The sequence below is a fragment of the Nocardioides sp. YIM 152315 genome, from assembly GCF_029210375.1.
Lineage (GTDB): Bacteria > Actinomycetota > Actinomycetes > Propionibacteriales > Nocardioidaceae > Nocardioides.
Genome location: NZ_JARGER010000037.1, coordinates 492632 through 511157, shown reverse-complemented (window position 1 = coordinate 511157; position 18526 = coordinate 492632). Strand labels below are relative to the sequence as shown.

Genomic DNA, 18526 nt, shown 5'->3' with positions numbered 1-18526 from the left:
GCGACCGCTACCGGACGTTGGACGTGATGGCCTCGCCCAGCACCGCGATGCCGCGCTCGATCTCGTCGTCGGCCGCGTGGCTGTAGGCCAGCCGCAGGAAGGCCTGGCCGTCGCGCTCGCCCAGGAACCGCTCGCCGGGTCGGCAGAAGACCCCGCGCTCGGCGGCCTCGTGCTGCGCCTTCACCCAGTCGACGTCGTCGCCCATCCGCAGCCACAGGTAGAACCCGCCGTCCGGCACGTCGAAGGTCACCAGGTCGCCGCAGTGGCGGCGTACGGCGGTCACGGCGACGTCGCGCTTGCGGCGGTAGACCTGGTTGGCGGCCGCGATGTGCGGGTCGAGGAGCCCCTCGACGAGGAAGAGCTCCATCGCGCGCGAGGTCCACTGGCTGACCCCGAGGTCCTGGCGGACGGCGGCGAGGCCGCGGACGAGCGCCGGCGCCGCGCTGATCCACCCGAGACGCAGGCCCGGCGCGAGGTTCTTCGAGAAGCCGTGCGACTGCAGGACGCGGCCGCCGGTGTCCAGGCTCAGCAGGGACGGCACCGGCTCGCCGCCGTACCTGAGGTCGGCGTAGATGGAGTCCTCGAGGACGACGAGGTTCCACTCCTCGGCGATCTCGAGGAGCCGCCGGCGACGGTCCTCGGGCATCACCACGCAGGTCGGCAGCTGGAAGGTCGGGATCACGTAGAGGAGCTTGGGCCGGACACCGTCGCGCTCGAGCTCGCCGAGACGCTGCACGAGGGAGTCGGGGACCAGCCCGTGCTCGTCGATCTCCACGGCGCGGACGTCGGCGCCCCGCATCTGCATGAACCGCATCGCGTAGGGGAACGTCGCCTTCTCGACCAGCGCGCCCTCGCCGGGGTTCAGCAGGGCGCTGACCGCGAGCGCGATCGCCTGGACCGACCCGGACGTCAGGATGACGTGATCGGCGTCGAGTCCCGCCACGCCCTGCGTGCGCCCGATCCACCGGGCGACCTCGGCCCGCAGACCGGGATAGCCGAGCGCGAGCTCGCCCTGGGTCGGCGGGTAGAGGATCTTGTCCCGCTCGGCGTCGTACCCGAGCGAGACGTACTCCAGCGCCCGCCCTCGGTCCCGGTCGAGGACGGTCGTCATCACGCGCTGCAGGTCGGCGATCGGGAAGGTCTCCTCCGCGGCGAGGCCCTGGTCGAAGTTGAACGTCACGGGCGTCTCGGGACGCGGGAAGTAGCTGGCGGGTCCCTGCTGCGCGAGGTCGGAGAGCATGTCGGCTGGCTCGAGCGGCATGCGGCGAAGCTAGCGGCGCCGAACGGGAGGGGGAACCTGCGCGCTCCCGCCTGGCGGCACCGACCTGCGGCAGGTCCCACTGGATGGCATCGGGAAGCGGGCCCGGCCGCCGCGGCCGGGGCTACGTTCCGGCCGAGGCAGTCCGGGGAGTCCGGTCGAGGGGAGAGTCATGACAGCGACGCAGCGAGCCAGTGCCCGACAGAGGATCCGTGCGCGCTTCCTGGTCGCGACCGCGACGGCCGCGGCTCTCACCCTCGGCGGTGCGTGCAGCTCCGGCGGTGACGAGCCCGCCGATCCGGCGCCGGCCGGTGCCGGTCCGTCGTACCAGGAGGGCTTCGTCGGCCCCGCCGACGGCGGCGACCCGGTCGACGGCGGGGAGCTGACCTTCGCGGCGTACGCCGAACCCGCGTCGCTCGACCCTGCGGTCACGGTCGCCGGCGGACCGGCGGGCGGGTCGCTCCTGATCGCGCTCTACGACGTGCTGGTGCGCTACGACGCCGAGTCCGAGACGTTCGTGCCACAGCTGGCCGAGTCACTGGAGCCCGACGAGGACTTCACCACCTGGACGTTGACCCTGCGAGACGGCGCGACCTTCTCCGACGGCAGCCCGCTCGACTCGGCGGCGGTCAAGGCCAGCCAGGAGCGCTACGTCGCGAAGCCCGGCCCGGAGTCGGCGCTGTGGTCCACGGCCGTCGCCGCGATCCGCGCGCCCGACCCCCGCACCGTCGTGTACGAGCTCGCCGGCCCGTGGTCGCTCTTCCCGAGCATCCTGAGCACGGGTCCTGGGATGATCGTGGCGCCCTCGGTCGACGAGGGCTCCGCGTTCACGCCGATCGGAGCCGGCGCGTTCGTGCTCGACCACTGGGCTCCGCAGGAGGAGCTGGTCTACCGCGCCAACGAGGACTACTGGGACGGCCCTCCCCACCTCGACCAGCTGCGCGCGGTCTTCCTCAACGACCAGGAGGCGTCCGTCGACTCCCTCGCGTCCGCTTCGGTCGACATGGCGCTCATCCGCGACCCGGACAAGGTCGACGCCCTGCTCGACGACGAGACCGGCGGCTACCTCAACCTGCTCGCGGGCGGCAACGTCGCGCTCATCAACGCCGAGGAGGGCAGGCCCGGCGCCGACCCGCGGGTCCGGCAGGCGATGGCCCTCGCTATCGATCCGGCCGCGATCAACGAGCGCGCGTTCCAGGGCCACGGGCTGGCCGGCTCGACGCTCTTCCTCGACTACTCCCGGTGGCACACCACGACCACCGGTCCGGACCACGATCCCGACCGGGCCGAGGCGCTGCTCGAGGAGGCGAAGGCGGACGGCTACGACGGCACGGTGCACTACGTCGACGGGTCCGACCCCGCCTCGCGCGCCGTGGCGCTCACCGTGAAGGCCAGCCTCGAGGCCGTGGGCTTCACCGTCGACCTCGACCTCAAGCGCAGCGTCGCCGACCAGATCACCGCGGTCGCGGTCAACCGCGACTACGACGTCACCGGATGGGGCCTCAACCTGCGCGAGGGAGACCCGTTCTCCCCGCTGTACGCCGCACTGGACAGCTCCAGCTCCTCGACCTTCGGCATGGCGACCAGCCCCGAGCTCGACGGCCTGCTCTCCGAGCTCATGGCCGCTCCCGACGCCGACGCCCAGCTGGACGTCATGGACCGGATCCAGCAGCAGCTCGACACCCAGGTCCCCATCCTCACCTGGGGTCCGATCGCCGAGCTGAACGCCTGGCGCCCCGGCGTCCACGGCGTCGTCGGCACGATCTCGTCGATGGTGCTCTTCTCGAAGGCGTGGGTCGAGTAGCTCCGCCGCCTCCCGAACCGTGCGCGGCCTGACGCCGGGCAGGGTTCGGAGGTGCGGGGATACCCGGTGCACCGGGTATCCCCGCAAAGTCCACCGCTCGACCCGGCTGCGCCACCCCAGACCCGACGCCCGCCGGTCACGCGCCCCACCCCGACGTGTGCTGACCCGGCCGGCATCTACGGATGAGCAACCTAGCAGCGGCTGTTCGAGACCGTCCGTTCGGCGATCCTCCGCGACGCGGCGAGCAGCAGCTCGGCGCAGCGCTCGGGCTGGAAGGGCTCGGGCGCGACCAGACCGATCGCGGCCCTGACCCGCTGCAGCCCGGGGATCGGCGCCGCGACGGTCGCGACGCCCAGCGGGGAGCCCTCGGACTGAACGATCACCACGCCGTTGCGGCGACGGATCGTCGCGAGCTCCCGGTGCAGGCGGACGAGGTCCCCGACGGGGCCGGTCGGCGGGTCGTCGGCGTAGAGCCGGTCGACCTCTTCGGGCGGCAGCCCGGCGAGCATGGCCCGCCCCAGCGCGGTGTGGTAGGCGAGGAAGCCGCGCCCGACCGGGCAGCTGAGCTGGTCGAACGAGGTGCCGCCGACGTCGTAGAGGTAGCGGACGCGCCCGCCGTCCAGCACGCCGAGGTAGACCGCGGCCCGCGTGCGCCGGTGCAGCTCGCCGAGGACCTCCTGCGCCGCCCCGCGCAGTCCCGGGAAGGGCAGCTCGCGCGGCGCCGCAGACTCGCGCTCGCCCGGTGACCTCAGGCGCTCCCCGAGGCGGTAGCCGCCGCGGGGATCGTGCACGAGCCAGCCGAGGTCGACCAGCTGCGACATCAGCCGGAACGCCGTGGACCGCGGCAAACCGGTGCGGCCGACGACGTCGTCGAGAAGACAGGTCTCGGGTCCGTCCAGGAAGATCTCGAGGATGCCGGTCGCGCGTTCGAGGACCGACGACCTCGACCGGGGCGCGGTGACTCGCCGCGGCTGCTCGCGAAGCTCGTCGACATGCATGGTTGGCCACCATCTCATCTCACGGCAGGTACCCGGTCCGTTGCGCGGGCGCGGGCGTCTCCGCCCGGCGGGCGGAGAGCGTGCGCAGGCCCGCGAGCAGGGCGTTGCGCAGCTCGCGGGGATCGATGATGTCGTCGTACGTGACGGTCGAGGCGAGCCGCCATGGGCCGGATCCCTCGGCGGTCACCAGCGCCTCGCGGGTCTCGGCGTCGGCGCCCGAGGTGGCGGCGCCGACGCCGGCCGGGATGCCGCCGAGGGTCACGCCCGGGAAGGCCAGCGAGACCGTCTGGTGGTCGAAGGCGTTCTGGCCCATCACCGAGCTGCCGAAGCCGAAGGCCTTGCGAAGCGTCACGTGCAGCTTGGGTACGTCGGCGCGCCGCTGCGCCGCGAAGAGCCGCGCGCCGGCCCGCAGGATGCCGGCGCGCTCGGACGCGCTCCCGGCCAGCACGCCGGGGTTGTCGGCGAGTTGGACCAGCGGCAGGTGGAAGGCGGTGGCCCGCTCGACGAACCGGCCCCCCTTCTCCGCCGCCGACACGTCGAGCGCACCGCCCAGCACCGCGGGCTGGTTGGCGAGGATCGCGACGCTGTGGCCGCCGAGCCGGGCGTACGCCGTGATCAGCGAGGCGCCGTGCCGCGCCCCGACCTCGAGCAAGGATCCGGCGTCCACGAGCTCGGCCAGCACCGCGCCCATGTCGTAGGGACGCCGCGGGTTCGGCGGGATGAGGTCCAGGAGGCGTTCGAGGGTCCGCTCGCCGACGTCCCCGCCCTCGTCGGGGGGACCCGGTGGGTGCTGCCAGGCGTTCGAGGGCAGGTAGGAGAGGTAGCGCCGGATCGCGTCCGTGCCGGCCCGGTCGTCGGCGACCACCTGGTGCACGAGCCCCGACGCCACGGCGTGGACCTCGGGACCGCCGAGGTCCTCCTTCGTGGTCTGCTCGCCGGTCGCGGCCGCGACCAGCGGCGGACCGGCGGCGAAGAGGCAGCCGCGCGACCCCACCATCACGACGTGGTCGGCCAGGGGCGCCGCCAACGCGCTGTGGCCGGCGGCCGGCCCGGCGACCAGCACCACGACCGGCACCACGCCGGCCAGGTCCACCATCGCCTGAAGATCGTTGGGGGCGGGTCGGTGCGGCGAGAGCGCGTTCGTGGCGCGGTGGCCCGCGCCCTCGAGCATCAGCACGACCGGGGCGCGCTCCTGGAGGGCGAGGGCGAGCAGACGGGCCCGCTTGGTCGCCCCGGCGGTGCCGATCGAGCCCCCGGCGACGGTGACGTCCTCGGCGCCGACGTAGACCGGTCGCCCGTCCACGAGGCCCAGGCCCGCGACGAACGCGTCGGCCGGCGTGGTGCCGTCACCGGCGAGCACGCCGATCTCGCGGAAGCTGCCCGGGTCGCAGAGGGCGGCGACCCGCCCGCGGGCGTCGAGGCGGCCGGGCGCGCGCCGTCGCGCGAGCTTGTCCTCGCCGCCCATGGCGCGGCCGTGCGCCCGCCGGGCTCCGAGGTCGTCGAGCAGCGGCCCCCAGGCCGCCCGGTGTGCGTCTCCGTCAGCGGACATCGGCCGGGACCTCGATGAACAGGCCCTCCGCGACCACGGTCCGCTCGCCCTCCACCTCGATCCAGCCCTCGGCCCAGACCTTGCGGCCCTCGGTCCGGGTGATCTGCGAGCGCAGCAACAGCGGCACGTCGAGCGGCGTACGACGCAGGTAGCGCATGTCGAGGGTGGCGGTGACGCCCCGGCGGCCGCGGGCCTGGATCAGGATGCCGAGCATGCAGTCCATCAGCCAGGAGGAGATCCCGCCGTGCATGTGGTCGCGCGGGCCCTCGTGCCGGGCGTCCGCCCGGAGCTCGGCCGTGGCCCCGCTTCCGTCGGCGTCGAACGTGAGGACCACGGGGATGCCGAACGGGTTGAAGGCCGAGAGCCGGTACGGCGCACCGGTGACCGAAGCCTGCGCCGGGCCGTCGAACGGCGCCCGGACGATCCGGTCCCGCGACCGGGACTCGAGCCGTTCGCGCAGGTCGGAGACCAGGCCCGCCACGGCGACGAGCTCCTCGTCGCCGACGTCGGTCGTGCCGGCGGCCAGCACCAGCGCGCGCACCTCGTCGGTGAGCGTGGCCAGCGCGGGGAGCTCCGCCGGGTCGGCGGTCTCCACCAGGGCCGTCACAGCCGCTCCACCAGGGTGCCCACCGCCATGGCGCCGCCGGCGCAGGTGGCGATCAGGCCGAACGTCTTGTCGGTGCGCTCGAGCTCGTCGATCACCGTCGCCAGCAGGCGCACCCCGGTCGCGCCGACCGGGTGACCGAGCGCGATCGCGCCGCCGTTGACGTTCAGCTTGTCGTCGGGCACGCCGTGCACCTGCGCGAAGGACATCGCGACCGATGCGAAGGCCTCGTTGACCTCGAAGAGGTCGACGTCGTCGACGGTCATCCCCGCGCGGGCGAGGATCGTGTCGGCCGCCCGGATCGGGCCGTCGAGCAGATAGCGGGTCTCGCCGCCCACCAGGCACTGGTGGCGGATCCGCGCCCGTGGCCGCAGGCCCAGGTCGTCGGCCCGGCGCTCGGACATCAGCACCGCGGCGGTGGCGCCGTCGGAGATCTGCGAGGCGGTGCCCGCGGTGTGCAGGCCGCCGTCGACGACCGGCTTCAGGGCGGCGAGCGCCTCGGCGCTGGTCTCGCGCAGGCCCCCGTCGCGCTCGACGAGCGTGCCGTCCGGCAGCTTGACGGGCAGCACCTGACGGGCCAGCCGGCCCTCGTCCCACGCCGCGCGGGCCCGCTGCTGCGAACGGAGGCCGAAGGCGTCGACCTGCTCCCGGGTGAAGCCGCGCCGCTCGGCGATCCGCTCGGCCGCGACGTACTGGGTGGGCATGTCGATCGTCCAGCCCTCCGGGCGGGGGCGTCCGTACGGCGCACCCTCGCCGATGTTCGCGAGCAGCGGGACGCGCGACATCACCTCGACGCCGCACGCGACACCGACGTCGATGGCGCCGACGGCGATCTGGGCGGCGATCAGGTGGGCGGCCTGCTGGCCCGAGGCGCACTGGGCGTCGATCGTCGTCACGCCGGCCCCCTCCGGCAGGCCCGCGTGCAGCCAGGCCACGCGGGCGATGCCCCCGGACTGCTCGCCGGCCTGGGTGACGCACCCGCCGACGACCTCGCCGACCTCCTCCGGTGCCACCCCGGCACGCTCGAGGACGCCGCGCTGCACGTGTCCGAGGAGCTCGGCGGGGTGCATCGCGGCGAGGGGTCCGCCCCGTCGTCCGAAGGGAGAGCGGGCGGCATCGACGATCACGGCGGTGGACACGGGTGGACCTCCTGTGGCGGTGCTGGGATTCGGAGGCTAGACAGCCGGACGTCCGTACGGGGCGTCGCTCCCGGTGGCCGGAAGCCGACGGCCGGAAGGCACCGGGTCAGGCCACGGCGCTGACGGCAGCGACCAGAGCGGTGACGGTCAGAGCGACGAGGACCACTCCCCGGAACCGGGCGGGCGGGATCCGGATGAAGACCGCGTTGCCGACCCGCCAACCGATCGGGATGGCCAGGCAGCCCACGGCGGCCAGTAGCAGGACGTCGCCGCCGATCAGGCCGACGACCGCGAACGCCGCGACGGCGACCAGGTCCTGCCACCAGAAGACCGCCTGCAGCGTGCCGCGCATGGCGCGCGGCGGCAGACGGGCCCCATGGAGCGCGAGCACCAGCGGCGGCCCGTTCATGCCGGTTCCGGTGAGGAGCGCCCCGCTCGTCGCGCCGGCCGCCCACTGCGCACGACGACCGCCGGGCAGCTCCAGGCCCAGCAGCGACAGCGCGACCAGCGCGACCAGCGTCGCCGCGATCAGCAGCTGCAGGGCGTCGGCGTCGAAGCGGGTCAGGGCCAGCAGGCCGACCGGCATCCCGAGCACCCCGGCCAACGTCATCCGCCGCGCGGGTGCCACTGCTACCACGGCGCGTTCGCGCCACGCGGCGATCGTGGTGAGGACCAGGCTTGCGAGCGTGGCGAGGACCACCGCGGGCGCCGGCCCGATGAGCAGGCTCAGCAGCGGGATCGCGACCAGCGCGAACCCGAAGCCGGTCACCGCCTGCGCGGTCGCCGCGATCCCACAGATCGCGGCGACCGCCCCGGCGACGGCGATGCTCACCCGGCGTCTGGCTCGACCTCGTAGCCGGGCGCCACGGTCGGCCACGGCGCGGCCCGCTCGAGCTGCCCGGCGAGCCGGAGCAGGAGCGCCTCCTGACCGATGTCGGCGACGAACTGCGCCCCGGTCGGGACCCCGGTCGCGTCGGTGCCGAACGGCACCGACATCCCCGGCTGCCCGGTGACGTTGAACAGCGAGGTGTAGTACGAGTAGACGGTCCCCAACTCGTACATCACCTCCGGTCGGGACGTGTCGAGCGTGCCCAACGCCGGCGCCGGCTGGGAGAGGACCGGCATGAGCAGGACGTCGACCTCGCCGAAGACGCGACCGACCTGCCAGCCCGTCGTCTCCGCGACCTGCAACGCGCCGCAGAGTTCCGCCGCGCTCGACGCTCGGTAGTGCTCCAGCATCGTCCGGGTGAACGGCTCGAGGTCGTCGTCGGCCAGCGGCCGGCCGAGCTCGACCAGTCGTGCGTCGACCGCTCTCACCAGCGAGGCACCCATGATGAGGCCGGACGCCGCCATCATGGCCGGGGCGTCGTACTCGAGCGAAACCTCGACGGTCCGGTGGCCGAGACTCTCGCACACCGCGCGCGCCCGCTCGACCGCGGCCACGCAGTCGGGGTGGGTGGGCAGCCCGACGGGCAGGCTGGCGACCACGCCGATCCGGAGCCGTCCCGGGTCGCGCCCCACCTCGTCGAGGAACGGGCCCCCACCCGGAGCGCCGTACGCGTCACCGCGCACGGGTCCCGAGGCGACATCGAGGAGGAGTGCACTGTCGCGCACGGAGGTCGTCAGGGCATGATGGATGGACACCGGCGAGGAGAGCGCGGTCGCGTACGGCGCGGGCGAGACCCGCCCCCGAGTGGGCTTGAGTCCGAACAGACCGCACATCGACGCCGGGATCCGGATCGATCCGCCTCCATCGTTGCCGTGCGCGACCGGCACCATCCCGGACGCGACCGCCGCCGCCGACCCGCCGCTGGAGCCGCCGGGCGATCGGTCCGGCGCCCATGGGTTGCGGGCCGGACCGAAGAGCGCCGGCTCGGTGCTGGCGTTCTTGCCGAGCTCGGGGGTGTTGGTGGTGCCCAGCACCACCATGCCCGCCCGACGGTAGCGCGCGACCAGCTCGCTGTCGTGCGCCGCCACCGCGTCCGCCCACAGCCGGCTGCCCCGGGTGGACGGCATCCCGGCCACGTCGGCGTGCAGGTCCTTGACCAGCACCGGCACGCCGCGCAGCGGCCCGTCCGGGAGCCCCGCGTCGACCTCGTCCAGGGCGGCCTCGAACCGCTGGTTGACGACGGCGTTGAGCTCCGGGTTGCGCTTCTCGATCCGGGCGATGGACTCCTCCACCGCCTGCCGCGCCGTCACCTCCCCGCGACGGATCCGTCCCGCGAGCTCGATCGCGTCGCCTGCTCGAGTCACTCGCCGTCCTTCCAGGCGCCACCGAGCATCAGCAGCTCGTCGGCCGAGACGCTGACGCCGTGCACGTCGTCCTGCCAGGCGTAGACCGCGGCCGTCGTCCCCAGGGGCGCCACCGGGACGTCCTCGACGAAGAGGGTCTCGATCTCGGCGAGCGCGGCCGCGCGCGACTCGTCGGTGTCGGCGGCCTGCAGCTGGTCGAGCAGCTTGTCCATCTTCGGGCTCGCGTAGCCGCTGGTGTTGATGTAGGACTTCGACGACAGCGCCGCGAAGAGGCCCTCGAACGGGCTCATCTCGGTCGACGAGGCGCCGGAGCGGGCCAGGTCGTAGTCGTGGGTGACGTAGAGACGCTCGATCTGGTCGGCCACGCTGCGCAGCAGCTTGGTCTCGACCTCGAACCCGACGGTCTCCAGCATCGCCTGGAGGGCCAGCGCCTGGGTGCGGCCGCTCGCACTGGAGTTCCCGACGTACTGGAGCTTGCCGTCGAAGCCGTCCGCCTTCGCCTCCTCCACCAGCGACTTGGCCTCCTCGACGTCGTCCGCGATCGGTGCGACGTCCGCGTCGGACCACTGCGAGCTCTCGCCGTAGATCTTCTTCAGCGGCAGGCCCTTGCCGTCCGCGGTCCGCTGGTAGTAGGCCTCGACGTCGATCGCGAGCGCGATCGCCTTGCGCACCCGCGGGTCGGCGCCCGGACGGCCCTCGCGGTCGTTGATCGACACGATCTCACCGAGGTTCGACATCGAGACGTAGCCCGGGGACTCCGCGGCGAGGGCGTTGACCGGGCCGGCCGAGCGCACGCTCACCAGGTCGGCCTGTCCGCTGTCGAGCACGTCCTCCCGGGCGTCGTCGCTGTCGATCCAGGTGAAGCGGACCTTCTCGAGGTGCGGGGTGCCGTTCCAGTAGTCGTCGCGCCGGGTGAGCACCAGCTCCTCGGCGGGGGCGTAGTTCTCGAGCTCGAAGGGACCGGCACCGATCGGCTTGAACTCCGCGCCGCTGTACGCCGCCGGCGCCATGATCATGCCGGCGCCCCGCGCCAGCATGTACGGGAACGTCGTCCACGGCTGGTTGAGGGTGAACTTCACGGTGCTCCCGTCCACCGGCTCCATGCCCGTGAGGAAGGTCGAGAGCATGCCGGCGTCGGAGCCGCCGTTCTTCATGTAGTAGCCGATGCTGCCGAGCACGGAGGCGGCGTCGACGGGCGTTCCGTCGGAGAACGTGACGTCGTCCTTGAGCCCCAGGGTCCACACGGTGTGGTCGTCGTTGCTCTCGATCGAGTCGGCCAGCCAGGGCTCGAACTCGCCGGAGTCCGTGTTGTAGCGCACCAGGAGGTCGTAGACCGCCGCCAGCGCGTTGCCTCCGGCGCTGCCGTGTCCGACGGTCGCCGACGGGTCCAGGCTGCGCGCCTCGGAGTAGTCGCTGATGGTCAGCGTGCCTCCGTCGACCGGGTCGCCCTCGGCCTCCTCGCCGCCGTTGATGTAGCCCTCCGAGAAGGAGATCGAGGTGATCTCGGGGGAGTCGTTCGGGTCCCCGTCGGCCGAGGACGAGCAGCCGGCCATCGTGGCGGCCAGGCAGATCGCCGTGGCCGCAGCCAACCCGACCCCGCCTGCACGTCGTCGCATCATCGTGGTGTCCCTTCGTGAGGGGCCTCTGGCCCGCGATCGCTGTCTCCTACCCGAGGAGGTCAAACGTCAGTAAGGGTGATCGGCGTCTCAACGCACGCGCGGATTCCCGCTCACCGGGACATCGGCCAAGGTGCCGTGTCCGCGGATCGCGAATGGTCCCGGTCAGTCGTGCCGGGGCGGGAACGTCACGACCGCCGCCAGCGCCGCGCCGTCATCGGGCGCCGGCACGGAGGCGAGGCCGGACAGGTCCCCCAACCCGTCGAAGCTGACCAGGCTGCCGGTCGGCAGCTCGACGCCGTCGCGCACCAGCGCGCCGTCGAGCACGACCAGGTAGCCCTCGCCGCCGCCGGCCGCCGGCCGGAGCGGCCGCCCCGCCGGCAGCCGGACGCCGTACGCCGCGGCGCCACGACCGGTGCGCGCGACCTCGTGGAGTCGTGCGGCCGGGAGGTCGTCGGTCCGGAGCGCGACGGTGAAGTGCTGGCCCGAGCTCGCCGCCAGACGCCGGCGCTCCCGCTCGTCGGGCATGTAGTGGATGCCGACGTCGGCGCGGCGGCGGAGCGTGAAGTAGGCGAGCCCGATGGCGGGATCGGTGCGGATGGGGCCGTAGCTGGTGAACGCGTCGGTGTAGTGGACGACGCCGCGGACCGCTCGGTCCCGGCCGAGCGTCCCCTCGCCGTCGAGGACCACCTGGAACTGGTCGACCTCGTGGAAGTGCGCGCGCAGCTCGGGGGCCTCCTGGCGCACGAGGTAGGCCTGCCGGCCGTGGTCGTCACCGGCGTCGGCGCGCTCCCCGGCATGCCGGCCGAGGTAGTCGGTCATCGTGTAGCGCCGCCCGTCGTGGCCCACCACCACGGGGGTCGTCTCGGCCGGTGTCACCGTGCGCATCGTGCCTCCGATCCTTGGCCTGGATGCTCAGACCAACGTGTCCTCGACGGTCAGTCCGAACTCGCCCTTGCCGTAGAGCGCGAGGGTGCGCTCGACGTCGTTCGCGACGTGCACCGAGCCGGCGTGCGCGTCCCGCCACGCCCGCTCGATCGGGTTGCCGCGGGTGAGCGAGGTCCCGCCCGCGGTCTTGAAGAGCATGTCGACGGCCTCCAGCGCGCGCTCGGTGCCGCGCACCTGGTCGCGGCGCGCGCGCAGTCGCAGCTCGGTCGGGATCTCCCGGCCCGCCACCGCGTGCGCGTAGAGCTCGCTGAGGTTGCGCTCCACCTGCAGCACGGCCGCGTCGATCTCGGTGGCCGCGCGCGCGACCGAGACCTGGGCGAACTGGTCCTCGACGAACCGGCCGCCGCCCAGGCTGAGCCGGGTGCGGTCGCGCATGGTGGTGACGTAGGCGTCGTAGCAGCCGGCGACGGCCCCGATCACCGGCATCGCGACGGCCGAGGTGAAGATCGCACCGAAGGGCAGCTTGTAGAGCGGGCCGGGGTTGATCGCCTGACCGGGGCCGCTGAGCAGCCGGTGCTCGAAGTTGCGCAGCACCCGGTGGGTCGGCACGAAGACGTCGCGCACCACCAGGTCGTTGCTGCCGGTGCCGCGCAGCCCGACGGGGTTCCAGACGTCGACGACCTCGAGGTCGCGGCGCGGGACCAGGCAGGTGACGAAGTCGACCGGCCGGCCGTCCTCCCCCGAGCGCATCGCGCCGATCAGCACCCAGTCGACGTGGTCGCAGCCGGAGGAGAAGCTCCAGCGGCCGCTGAGCCGGAAGCCGCCGTCGACGTCGACGAGGCGCCCGACGGGCGCGTACGCCGACGACATCAGCGCGTCGGCGTTCCCCGCCCAGACCTCCTCCTGCGCCGCGGCCGGGAAGAGCGACAGCTGCCAGGGGTGGACTCCCACGATGCTCGCCACCCAGCCCGTCGACCCGCAGGCCCCGGCGATCGCGCGCACCACGCGCAGGAACTCGACGGGGTCGGCCTCCAGGCCGCCCCACCGCGCCGGCTGCAGCATCCGGAAGACGCCGGCGTCGCGGATCTCGGCGATCGTCTGCTCCGGGAGCACGCGGGCCTCGTCGACGGCGTCGGCGCGTGCGACGAACCCCGGCAGCAGCGCCCGGACGCGTTCGAGCACGTGGCCCGGCTGCGCCTCGGGCTCGACCGCGCGGGCTCTCGGCATGGGGTCAGGATCCGGCACGGGTACGCCGTCGCGGGCGGACCTTCCGTTGAGTGGGACCTCAGTCCGCGGGGGGCACGAACGCCGCGAGCGGCTCGGATCCCGACCAGTCGTGGCCCCAGTAGGAGTCGCGGGTGATCTCCTCGGCCGTGTAGTAGGTCTCGTCGACGTGCATGCCGTCGTACCCGTACTCGATGTCCCAGCCGCCGGGCGCCCGGACGTAGAACGACACCATCTTGTCGTTGGTGTGCCGACCCAGCGTGGAGGAGATCGAGAAGCCGCGGCTGCCGATCTCGTCGAGCGCCCGGCCCACGGCGTCGAGCGAGTCGACCTCCACCATCAGGTGCACCAGCCCGGGGGCCTCGCCGTGCGGGGCCGGGCAGAGGGCGAGGCTGTGGTGCCGCTCGTTGATGCCGAGGAAGCGGACCCGGCGCGGCGGCGCGGCCGGGTCGGGCGGCCCGACCCTCATCGCACCGCGCGGGAGGAAGCCCAGCACCTCGCTGTAGAAGGTGTAGCTGTCCTCGAACGCCGTCGTCGGCAGCACCACGTGACCCATGCCCTGGTCACCGGTCACGAAGCGCTGCGTCCACTTCGTGCGCACGGGGTCGTGGTCGAGCACCGGCGCGTAGAACACCTCGACGGGCGTGCCCGCGGGGTCGTCGAAGCGGACGCCCGCCTCGATCCTGAGGTCGGCGCACTCGGCCGCGGTGAGCTCCTTGACGGCCACGCCGGCCGCCTCGACGGTGCGGGCCACGGCCGCGAGACCGAACTGGTCGCGCACCTCCCACCCGACCGCGAGCACCTTGTCGACGTCGCCGGGCAGCACGATCAGCCGCGCCTCCCGCTCGTCCATGCGCAGGTAGAGGCCGTCGTCGACGGGGCCGGTGGTCTCGACGAGGCCGAGGCACTCGACGGTGAGCTCGCGCCAGCGCGTGACGTCCTGGGTCTGGACCCGGAGGTAGCCGAGTCCGCGGAGGTGGGTCATGTCGGTCCTTTCCGATTTCGTCGAGAGTCCGGTCCGCGGGTCAGATCATGGAGAGCATCGGCCCGGGCGGGGGCGTGACGTCGAGGTCGAGCAGCGCCGAGGCGTGGAAGACCGACCCGGGCACGTGGATCGCGTGGGCCAGCCCCATCTGCGCGTCGCGCCAGAACCGCTGGATCGGGCTGTCCATCCGCAGGCCGTTGCCGCCGCTGCGGGCCACGATCTCGTTCATCGCGCGCACCGACCGCCACGCCGCGGCGACCTGCGTACGACGCGACGCGGCGCGCTCGGCCAGGCTCACCTCGCCGCCCGCGGCCGCGATGTCGTAGAAGTGCGAGACGTTGTCGAGGAGCGCGGTGCGCGAGGCGTTGATCTCCTCGGCGGCGGCGCTGATCGCGGAGAGGACGTACGGGTCGTCGCGCACCTTCGTGCCGGTGATCTGCACGCGCTCGCGCTGGTAGGCGAGGTGGGCGGCCAGGGCACCCTCGGCGATGCCGATCACCGCGGAGGTGATCCCGAGCGGGAAGATCGTTGTGAACGGCACGCCGTACGTCGGGTTCGTGCGGCCCGAGCGCGCGAGCGCCGAGCCGTCGACCATCGACGAGAAGGGCAGCGCGCGGTAGTCGGGGATGAACGCGTCCTGCACCACGATGTCCTTGGAGCCCGTGCCGCGCAGCCCGACCACGTCCCAGGTGTCGTCGACGATCGTGTAGTCCGACCGCGGCAGGATGACGTGGTAGTTCTCCCTCGGCTCGAGCGGCACGCCGTCGGTGTCGCCCAGGAAGGCGCCGAGGAAGATCCAGTCGCAGTGGTCGGTGCCGGAGGAGAACTGCCACCGCCCGGAGAAGAGGTAGCCGCCGTCCACGGGACGCAGCACGCCCATCGGCGCGTACGGCGAGGCCATCCACACGTCGTGGTCCTCGCCCCACACCTCCGCCTGGACCCGCGGGTCGACCAGCGCCATCTCCCAGGGATGCACGCCGACGATGCCGGCGACCCAGCCGGTCGAGCCGTCCAACGACGCCACGCGCATCACGGTCTCGGCGAAGTCCCGCGGGTGTGCCTCGGCGCCGCCGTACTCCGCCGGCTGCAGCATCCTGATGACGCCGGAGTCGCGGAGCACCTTGGCCGCTCGGTCGTGCAGCCTGCCGAGCTCCTCGTTGGCCGGGCCGAGAGCGGCGAGCTCCTCGGCATGGTCCTCGACGGCGGCGAGCTCGGGACAGGTGCTGGTGCGCGGATCGGACATGTCGGCCACGCTGGCACCGGATCCGACCCTCCCGATCGCCTCTCCCACTGACCGGGAAACCTCAGTCCTCGCGCGTGAGGAAGGCCAGCACGGCGCTCTCCCAGGCCGCCTTCTGCTCGATCATCGCCCAGTGTCCGCAGTTGGGGAGCACGTGCAGCTCGACGTCGGGGATCGTGCGCATCGGGACCAGCGCCATGTCGAGCGGGCTCACGCGGTCGTCGCGACCCCAGGTGACGAGGGTGCGCGCGGTGATCCGGTGCAGCAGGGCCCAGTACGGCGGCTCCGGGGACGCCGCGGCCGCCCGCGCTGCGGCCTCGAGGACCCCGCGGCCGTACATCCTCCTCGCGCTGGCCAGCGTGTCGGGATCGGTGGCGTGCGCCCAGCGCTGCTCGATCAGCTCCTCGGTCACCATCGACCGGTCGAAGACCATCGAGTTGAGCCACTCGACGAGGCGCTCGCGGGTGGGGTCCTCGGTGAACTCGACCAGCAGGTTGATCCCCTCACCGGGCGAGGGGCTGAAGATCTGCCGGCCGAGGCCGCCGACCGTGACGAGGCGACGGACCCGGTCCGGCTCGGCGATGGCGAAGCGCGCGCCGACGATGCCGCCCATCGAGTTGCCGATCACGTCGACCCGATCGAGGCCGAGCCCGTCGAGGAGCGTCGACACCGCCGGCAGCGCCGCCTGCATCGGGTGCTGGTCGGTCGGGTCGCTGACGCCGAATCCCGGGAACTCCAGCACCAGGCACCGGAAGTGTCGGGCGAAGAGCGGCAGGTTGCCCGCGAAGTTGCGCCAGCCGGTCACGCCGGGGCCGGACCCGTGCAGCATCAGCAGCGGTGGGCCGTCGCCGACGTCGTGGTAGCGCAGCACGCCGTGCTCCGTGGCGAGCTCACGCCGGGTCTCGTCGGGGTCGAAGGTGCGCAGGGTCTCGCTCACTGGTGTGCTCACGGGTCGCACGCTAGGAACGCAGCGGCCGGCCCCGACGGCCGCTCCCGGTGACCGGGAGACGTCCGCGCGGTCGACGACCGCGCTCCTAGCGTCGCCGCATGCCCGCTCCGTTCGCCGACCTGCCGCGCGCGCCGGGCGACCTCGAGGCGACCGAGCCGTCCGCGCTGGCGATGCGCCGCGCGATGGGCGCCTTCGGCACCGGGGTCACGGTGGTCTCCGCGCTCGACGAGGGGGAGCCGGTCGGCTTCGCATGCCAGGCCTTCGCGTCGGTGTCGCTCGACCCGCCGCTGGTGCTCTTCTGCGCCGACCACCGCGGCCGCTCCTGGTCGCGCATCCGGCGGGTCGGCCGGTTCACGGTCAACGTGCTCGGCGAGCACCAGCACGACGTCTGCGCCCGCTTCGGCTCCAGCGTCGGCGCCCGGTTCGCCGACCTCGACTGGACGCTCTCGCGGTGGGACACCCCCGCGCTCCCCGGCGTGCTGATGCGCGCCCACTGCGACGTCGAGACGGTGCATCGCACGGGCGACCACGACATCGTCGTCGGCCGGGTGCTCGAGCTCGAGACCCGCGACGAGGGACGCCCGCTCGTGTTCTTCCGCGGCCGGTTCGGTCTGGAGGCCCAGCCCGAGACGCCGGCGTGGGCCTGGACCCACGGCTGGGACTGGGGCTCGTGACTGGGGCTCGTGACTGGGGCTCAGCCCGGGGGAAGGGGTGGGAACACCGGCCCGCCGCCGAACATCAGCCGCGGCGACACCGGGCGCCCGCCGTCCGGCTCGGACACGGCGTACTCCTCGGCGAGCTCGGCGGTGATCAGCGCGGAGCCGGTGCGCCGGTGCAGGTCGGGGTCGGCCAGCAGTGCGGCGAGGACGCGGCCCTGCAGCTCGGGTGTCTCCGCGTCGGAGACCGGCACGCCGGCGATGTCGGCGACCCCGCTGGCGAGCAGCTGCTCGGTGCGCACGAGCCCGGGCCACAGCGACAGCACGGTCACCCCGTGCGCGCGCAGCTCGAGGGCGGCGTCGTGGGTCATCTTGTCGAGCCCCGCCTTGGAGATGCCGTAGAGCACCGAGTGCAGGTAGGCGCGCGCGCCGACCGACGACACGTTGACGACGACCCCGGAGCCCCGGTCGATCATCCGGGGGGCGATCGCGTGCGCGGCCACCCAGTGCGTCCGCAGCCCGACGCCGATGAGCGTGTCCCAGTCGTCGAGCGGTCGCTCCCAGAAGCGCTCCGGGCGGGCGTGGTTCATCCGCGGGCCGGCCCACGCGTTGTTGACGAGCACGTCGATCCGGTCGCCCGCCTCCCAGGCGGCCTCGACCACGCGCGCCACGTCGGCGTCGTCGGTGTGCTCGCAGGTCCAGGAGTACGCCGTGCCGCCGACGTCCTCGACCCGTGCGACGGTCTCGGCGAGCCCGGCGGCGTTCCGGCCGGTGACGTGCACGGTCCAGCCGGCCTCGGCCAGCCCGACCGCGATCCCCTGCCCGACCCCGCGGGACCCGCCCGTGACCAGGGCGACGCCCGGTGCGGTCACGACAGCGTCTCGACGATCTCGTGCCCCTCGGGCAGCGGCTTCACGATCGCCCACAGCACCCGCACGTGGCAGGACCGGATCCGCCAGCTGCCGTCCTCGATCTCGTAGCGGTCGTCGTACTCGATGGCGCTGACCCGCTCGGTGCCGGCCCGGCGGTCGACCTGGCGGAAGCGCAGCGTCCACTGCCCGGTCGCCTCGGTCGTGGAGACGACGTCGATGTCGGCCTGCAGCGCGTGGTGCATGTCGAGCACGTTGTAGTGGCCGTCGACCTTCTCCAGCGCGATGCGGCGGTAGACCTCGGCGATGCCGTCGGCGTCCTCGAAGCGGCCGACCCGGGGGCCGTAGTCGATCGACGCGCCCCGCGCGACGAAGCAGTCGCGGAAGGTCTCGGGCTCCTTGAGGTCGCAGGCGCGCAGGTAGCGGTGCTTGAGGCGGCGGATCTCCTCGATCGCCTCCAGCCGGGCGACGCGCTCCTCCAGGGTCTGCTCCAC

General features: G+C 73.4%; 17 protein-coding genes. 2 read left to right on the top strand and 15 right to left on the bottom strand.

Annotated elements, in window-relative coordinates; genetic code table 11:
- Window positions 1–7: 7 nt before the first annotated feature.
- Entirely contained in the window at window positions 8–1261 is a 1254-nt protein-coding gene (locus tag PZ894_RS14020; protein ID WP_275745666.1) for a PLP-dependent aminotransferase family protein, read from the bottom strand.
- 169 nt (window positions 1262–1430) lie between these two features.
- Between PZ894_RS14020 and PZ894_RS14015 the strand changes: the two genes are divergently transcribed.
- Window positions 1431–3062, top strand: coding sequence for an ABC transporter substrate-binding protein (locus PZ894_RS14015; RefSeq protein ID WP_275745664.1), 1632 nt, complete (start codon window positions 1431–1433; stop codon window positions 3060–3062).
- A gap of 191 nt (window positions 3063–3253) precedes the next feature.
- Here the strand turns inward: PZ894_RS14015 and PZ894_RS14010 are convergent, their stop codons facing one another.
- The 12 genes from PZ894_RS14010 to PZ894_RS13955 all read right to left on the bottom strand — a co-directional run bounded on the left by PZ894_RS14010 (window position 3254) and on the right by PZ894_RS13955 (window position 16507).
- Window positions 3254–4060, bottom strand: coding sequence for an IclR family transcriptional regulator (locus PZ894_RS14010; RefSeq protein WP_275745662.1), 807 nt, complete (start codon window positions 4058–4060; stop codon window positions 3254–3256).
- A 19-nt stretch (window positions 4061–4079) separates the two neighbouring features.
- On the bottom strand, window positions 4080–5609 hold the full coding sequence (locus PZ894_RS14005) for a carboxyl transferase domain-containing protein (RefSeq protein ID WP_275745660.1): 1530 nt from the start codon (window positions 5607–5609) through the stop codon (window positions 4080–4082).
- Complete coding sequence (locus PZ894_RS14000) at window positions 5599–6216, bottom strand: PaaI family thioesterase (RefSeq protein WP_275745659.1); 618 nt, start codon at window positions 6214–6216, stop codon at window positions 5599–5601. Before PZ894_RS14000 ends, PZ894_RS14005 begins: the two co-directional genes overlap by 11 nt.
- Entirely contained in the window at window positions 6213–7352 is a 1140-nt protein-coding gene (locus PZ894_RS13995; RefSeq protein WP_275745658.1) for a steroid 3-ketoacyl-CoA thiolase, read from the bottom strand. Before PZ894_RS13995 ends, PZ894_RS14000 begins: the two co-directional genes overlap by 4 nt.
- Before the next feature lie 106 nt (window positions 7353–7458).
- Window positions 7459–8184: a sulfite exporter TauE/SafE family protein gene (locus PZ894_RS13990; RefSeq protein WP_275745656.1), complete on the bottom strand. Its 726-nt coding sequence runs from the start codon at window positions 8182–8184 to the stop codon at window positions 7459–7461.
- Entirely contained in the window at window positions 8181–9605 is a 1425-nt protein-coding gene (locus PZ894_RS13985; protein WP_275745655.1) for an amidase, read from the bottom strand. Before PZ894_RS13985 ends, PZ894_RS13990 begins: the two co-directional genes overlap by 4 nt.
- Complete coding sequence (locus PZ894_RS13980) at window positions 9602–11224, bottom strand: ABC transporter substrate-binding protein (RefSeq protein WP_275745653.1); 1623 nt, start codon at window positions 11222–11224, stop codon at window positions 9602–9604. The genes PZ894_RS13985 and PZ894_RS13980 overlap by 4 nt, the downstream gene beginning before the upstream one ends.
- A 162-nt stretch (window positions 11225–11386) precedes the next feature.
- Window positions 11387–12109, bottom strand: coding sequence for a hypothetical protein (locus PZ894_RS13975; RefSeq protein WP_275745651.1), 723 nt, complete (start codon window positions 12107–12109; stop codon window positions 11387–11389).
- 27 nt (window positions 12110–12136) lie between these two features.
- Window positions 12137–13336, bottom strand: a complete 1200-nt coding sequence (gene hsaA, locus PZ894_RS13970; protein ID WP_275745649.1) for a 3-hydroxy-9,10-secoandrosta-1,3,5(10)-triene-9,17-dione monooxygenase oxygenase subunit — start codon at window positions 13334–13336, stop codon at window positions 12137–12139.
- Window positions 13337–13394: 58 nt separating this feature from the next.
- Window positions 13395–14318 (bottom strand): VOC family protein, encoded by a 924-nt coding sequence (locus PZ894_RS13965; RefSeq protein ID WP_275745648.1) that lies wholly within the window; start codon window positions 14316–14318, stop codon window positions 13395–13397.
- Window positions 14319–14358: 40 nt separating this feature from the next.
- Window positions 14359–15561, bottom strand: coding sequence for an acyl-CoA dehydrogenase family protein (locus PZ894_RS13960; RefSeq protein WP_275745646.1), 1203 nt, complete (start codon window positions 15559–15561; stop codon window positions 14359–14361).
- 61 nt (window positions 15562–15622) lie between these two features.
- Complete coding sequence (locus tag PZ894_RS13955) at window positions 15623–16507, bottom strand: alpha/beta fold hydrolase (RefSeq protein WP_275745645.1); 885 nt, start codon at window positions 16505–16507, stop codon at window positions 15623–15625.
- A 98-nt stretch (window positions 16508–16605) separates the two neighbouring features.
- On the opposite strand from PZ894_RS13955, the gene PZ894_RS13950 reads away from it, so the two are divergent.
- Window positions 16606–17181 carry a flavin reductase family protein gene (locus PZ894_RS13950; protein ID WP_275745643.1) on the top strand — a complete coding sequence of 192 codons (576 nt, stop codon included), beginning with the start codon at window positions 16606–16608 and terminating at the stop codon, window positions 17179–17181.
- Window positions 17182–17201: 20 nt separating this feature from the next.
- On the opposite strand, the gene PZ894_RS13945 is transcribed toward PZ894_RS13950, so the two are convergent.
- Window positions 17202–18035 carry an SDR family NAD(P)-dependent oxidoreductase gene (locus tag PZ894_RS13945; protein WP_275745642.1) on the bottom strand — a complete coding sequence of 278 codons (834 nt, stop codon included), beginning with the start codon at window positions 18033–18035 and terminating at the stop codon, window positions 17202–17204.
- The gene (locus PZ894_RS13940; protein WP_275745640.1) at window positions 18032–18526 is read right to left on the bottom strand and encodes a nuclear transport factor 2 family protein; all 495 of its coding nucleotides are present in this window, start codon (window positions 18524–18526) and stop codon (window positions 18032–18034) included. The genes PZ894_RS13945 and PZ894_RS13940 overlap by 4 nt, the downstream gene beginning before the upstream one ends.

Coding starts and splice junctions, on each gene's coding strand:
- PZ894_RS14020 (WP_275745666.1), bottom strand. CDS start 1,261: ATGCCGCTCGAGCCAGCCGACATGCTCTCCGACCTCGCGCAGCAGGGA.
- PZ894_RS14015 (WP_275745664.1), top strand. CDS start 1,431: ATGACAGCGACGCAGCGAGCCAGTGCCCGACAGAGGATCCGTGCGCGC.
- PZ894_RS14010 (WP_275745662.1), bottom strand. CDS start 4,060: ATGCATGTCGACGAGCTTCGCGAGCAGCCGCGGCGAGTCACCGCGCCC.
- PZ894_RS14005 (WP_275745660.1), bottom strand. CDS start 5,609: ATGTCCGCTGACGGAGACGCACACCGGGCGGCCTGGGGGCCGCTGCTC.
- PZ894_RS13980 (WP_275745653.1), bottom strand. CDS start 11,224: ATGATGCGACGACGTGCAGGCGGGGTCGGGTTGGCTGCGGCCACGGCG.
- PZ894_RS13975 (WP_275745651.1), bottom strand. CDS start 12,109: ATGCGCACGGTGACACCGGCCGAGACGACCCCCGTGGTGGTGGGCCAC.
- hsaA (WP_275745649.1), bottom strand. CDS start 13,336: ATGCCGAGAGCCCGCGCGGTCGAGCCCGAGGCGCAGCCGGGCCACGTG.
- PZ894_RS13965 (WP_275745648.1), bottom strand. CDS start 14,318: ATGACCCACCTCCGCGGACTCGGCTACCTCCGGGTCCAGACCCAGGAC.
- PZ894_RS13960 (WP_275745646.1), bottom strand. CDS start 15,561: ATGTCCGATCCGCGCACCAGCACCTGTCCCGAGCTCGCCGCCGTCGAG.
- PZ894_RS13950 (WP_275745643.1), top strand. CDS start 16,606: ATGCCCGCTCCGTTCGCCGACCTGCCGCGCGCGCCGGGCGACCTCGAG.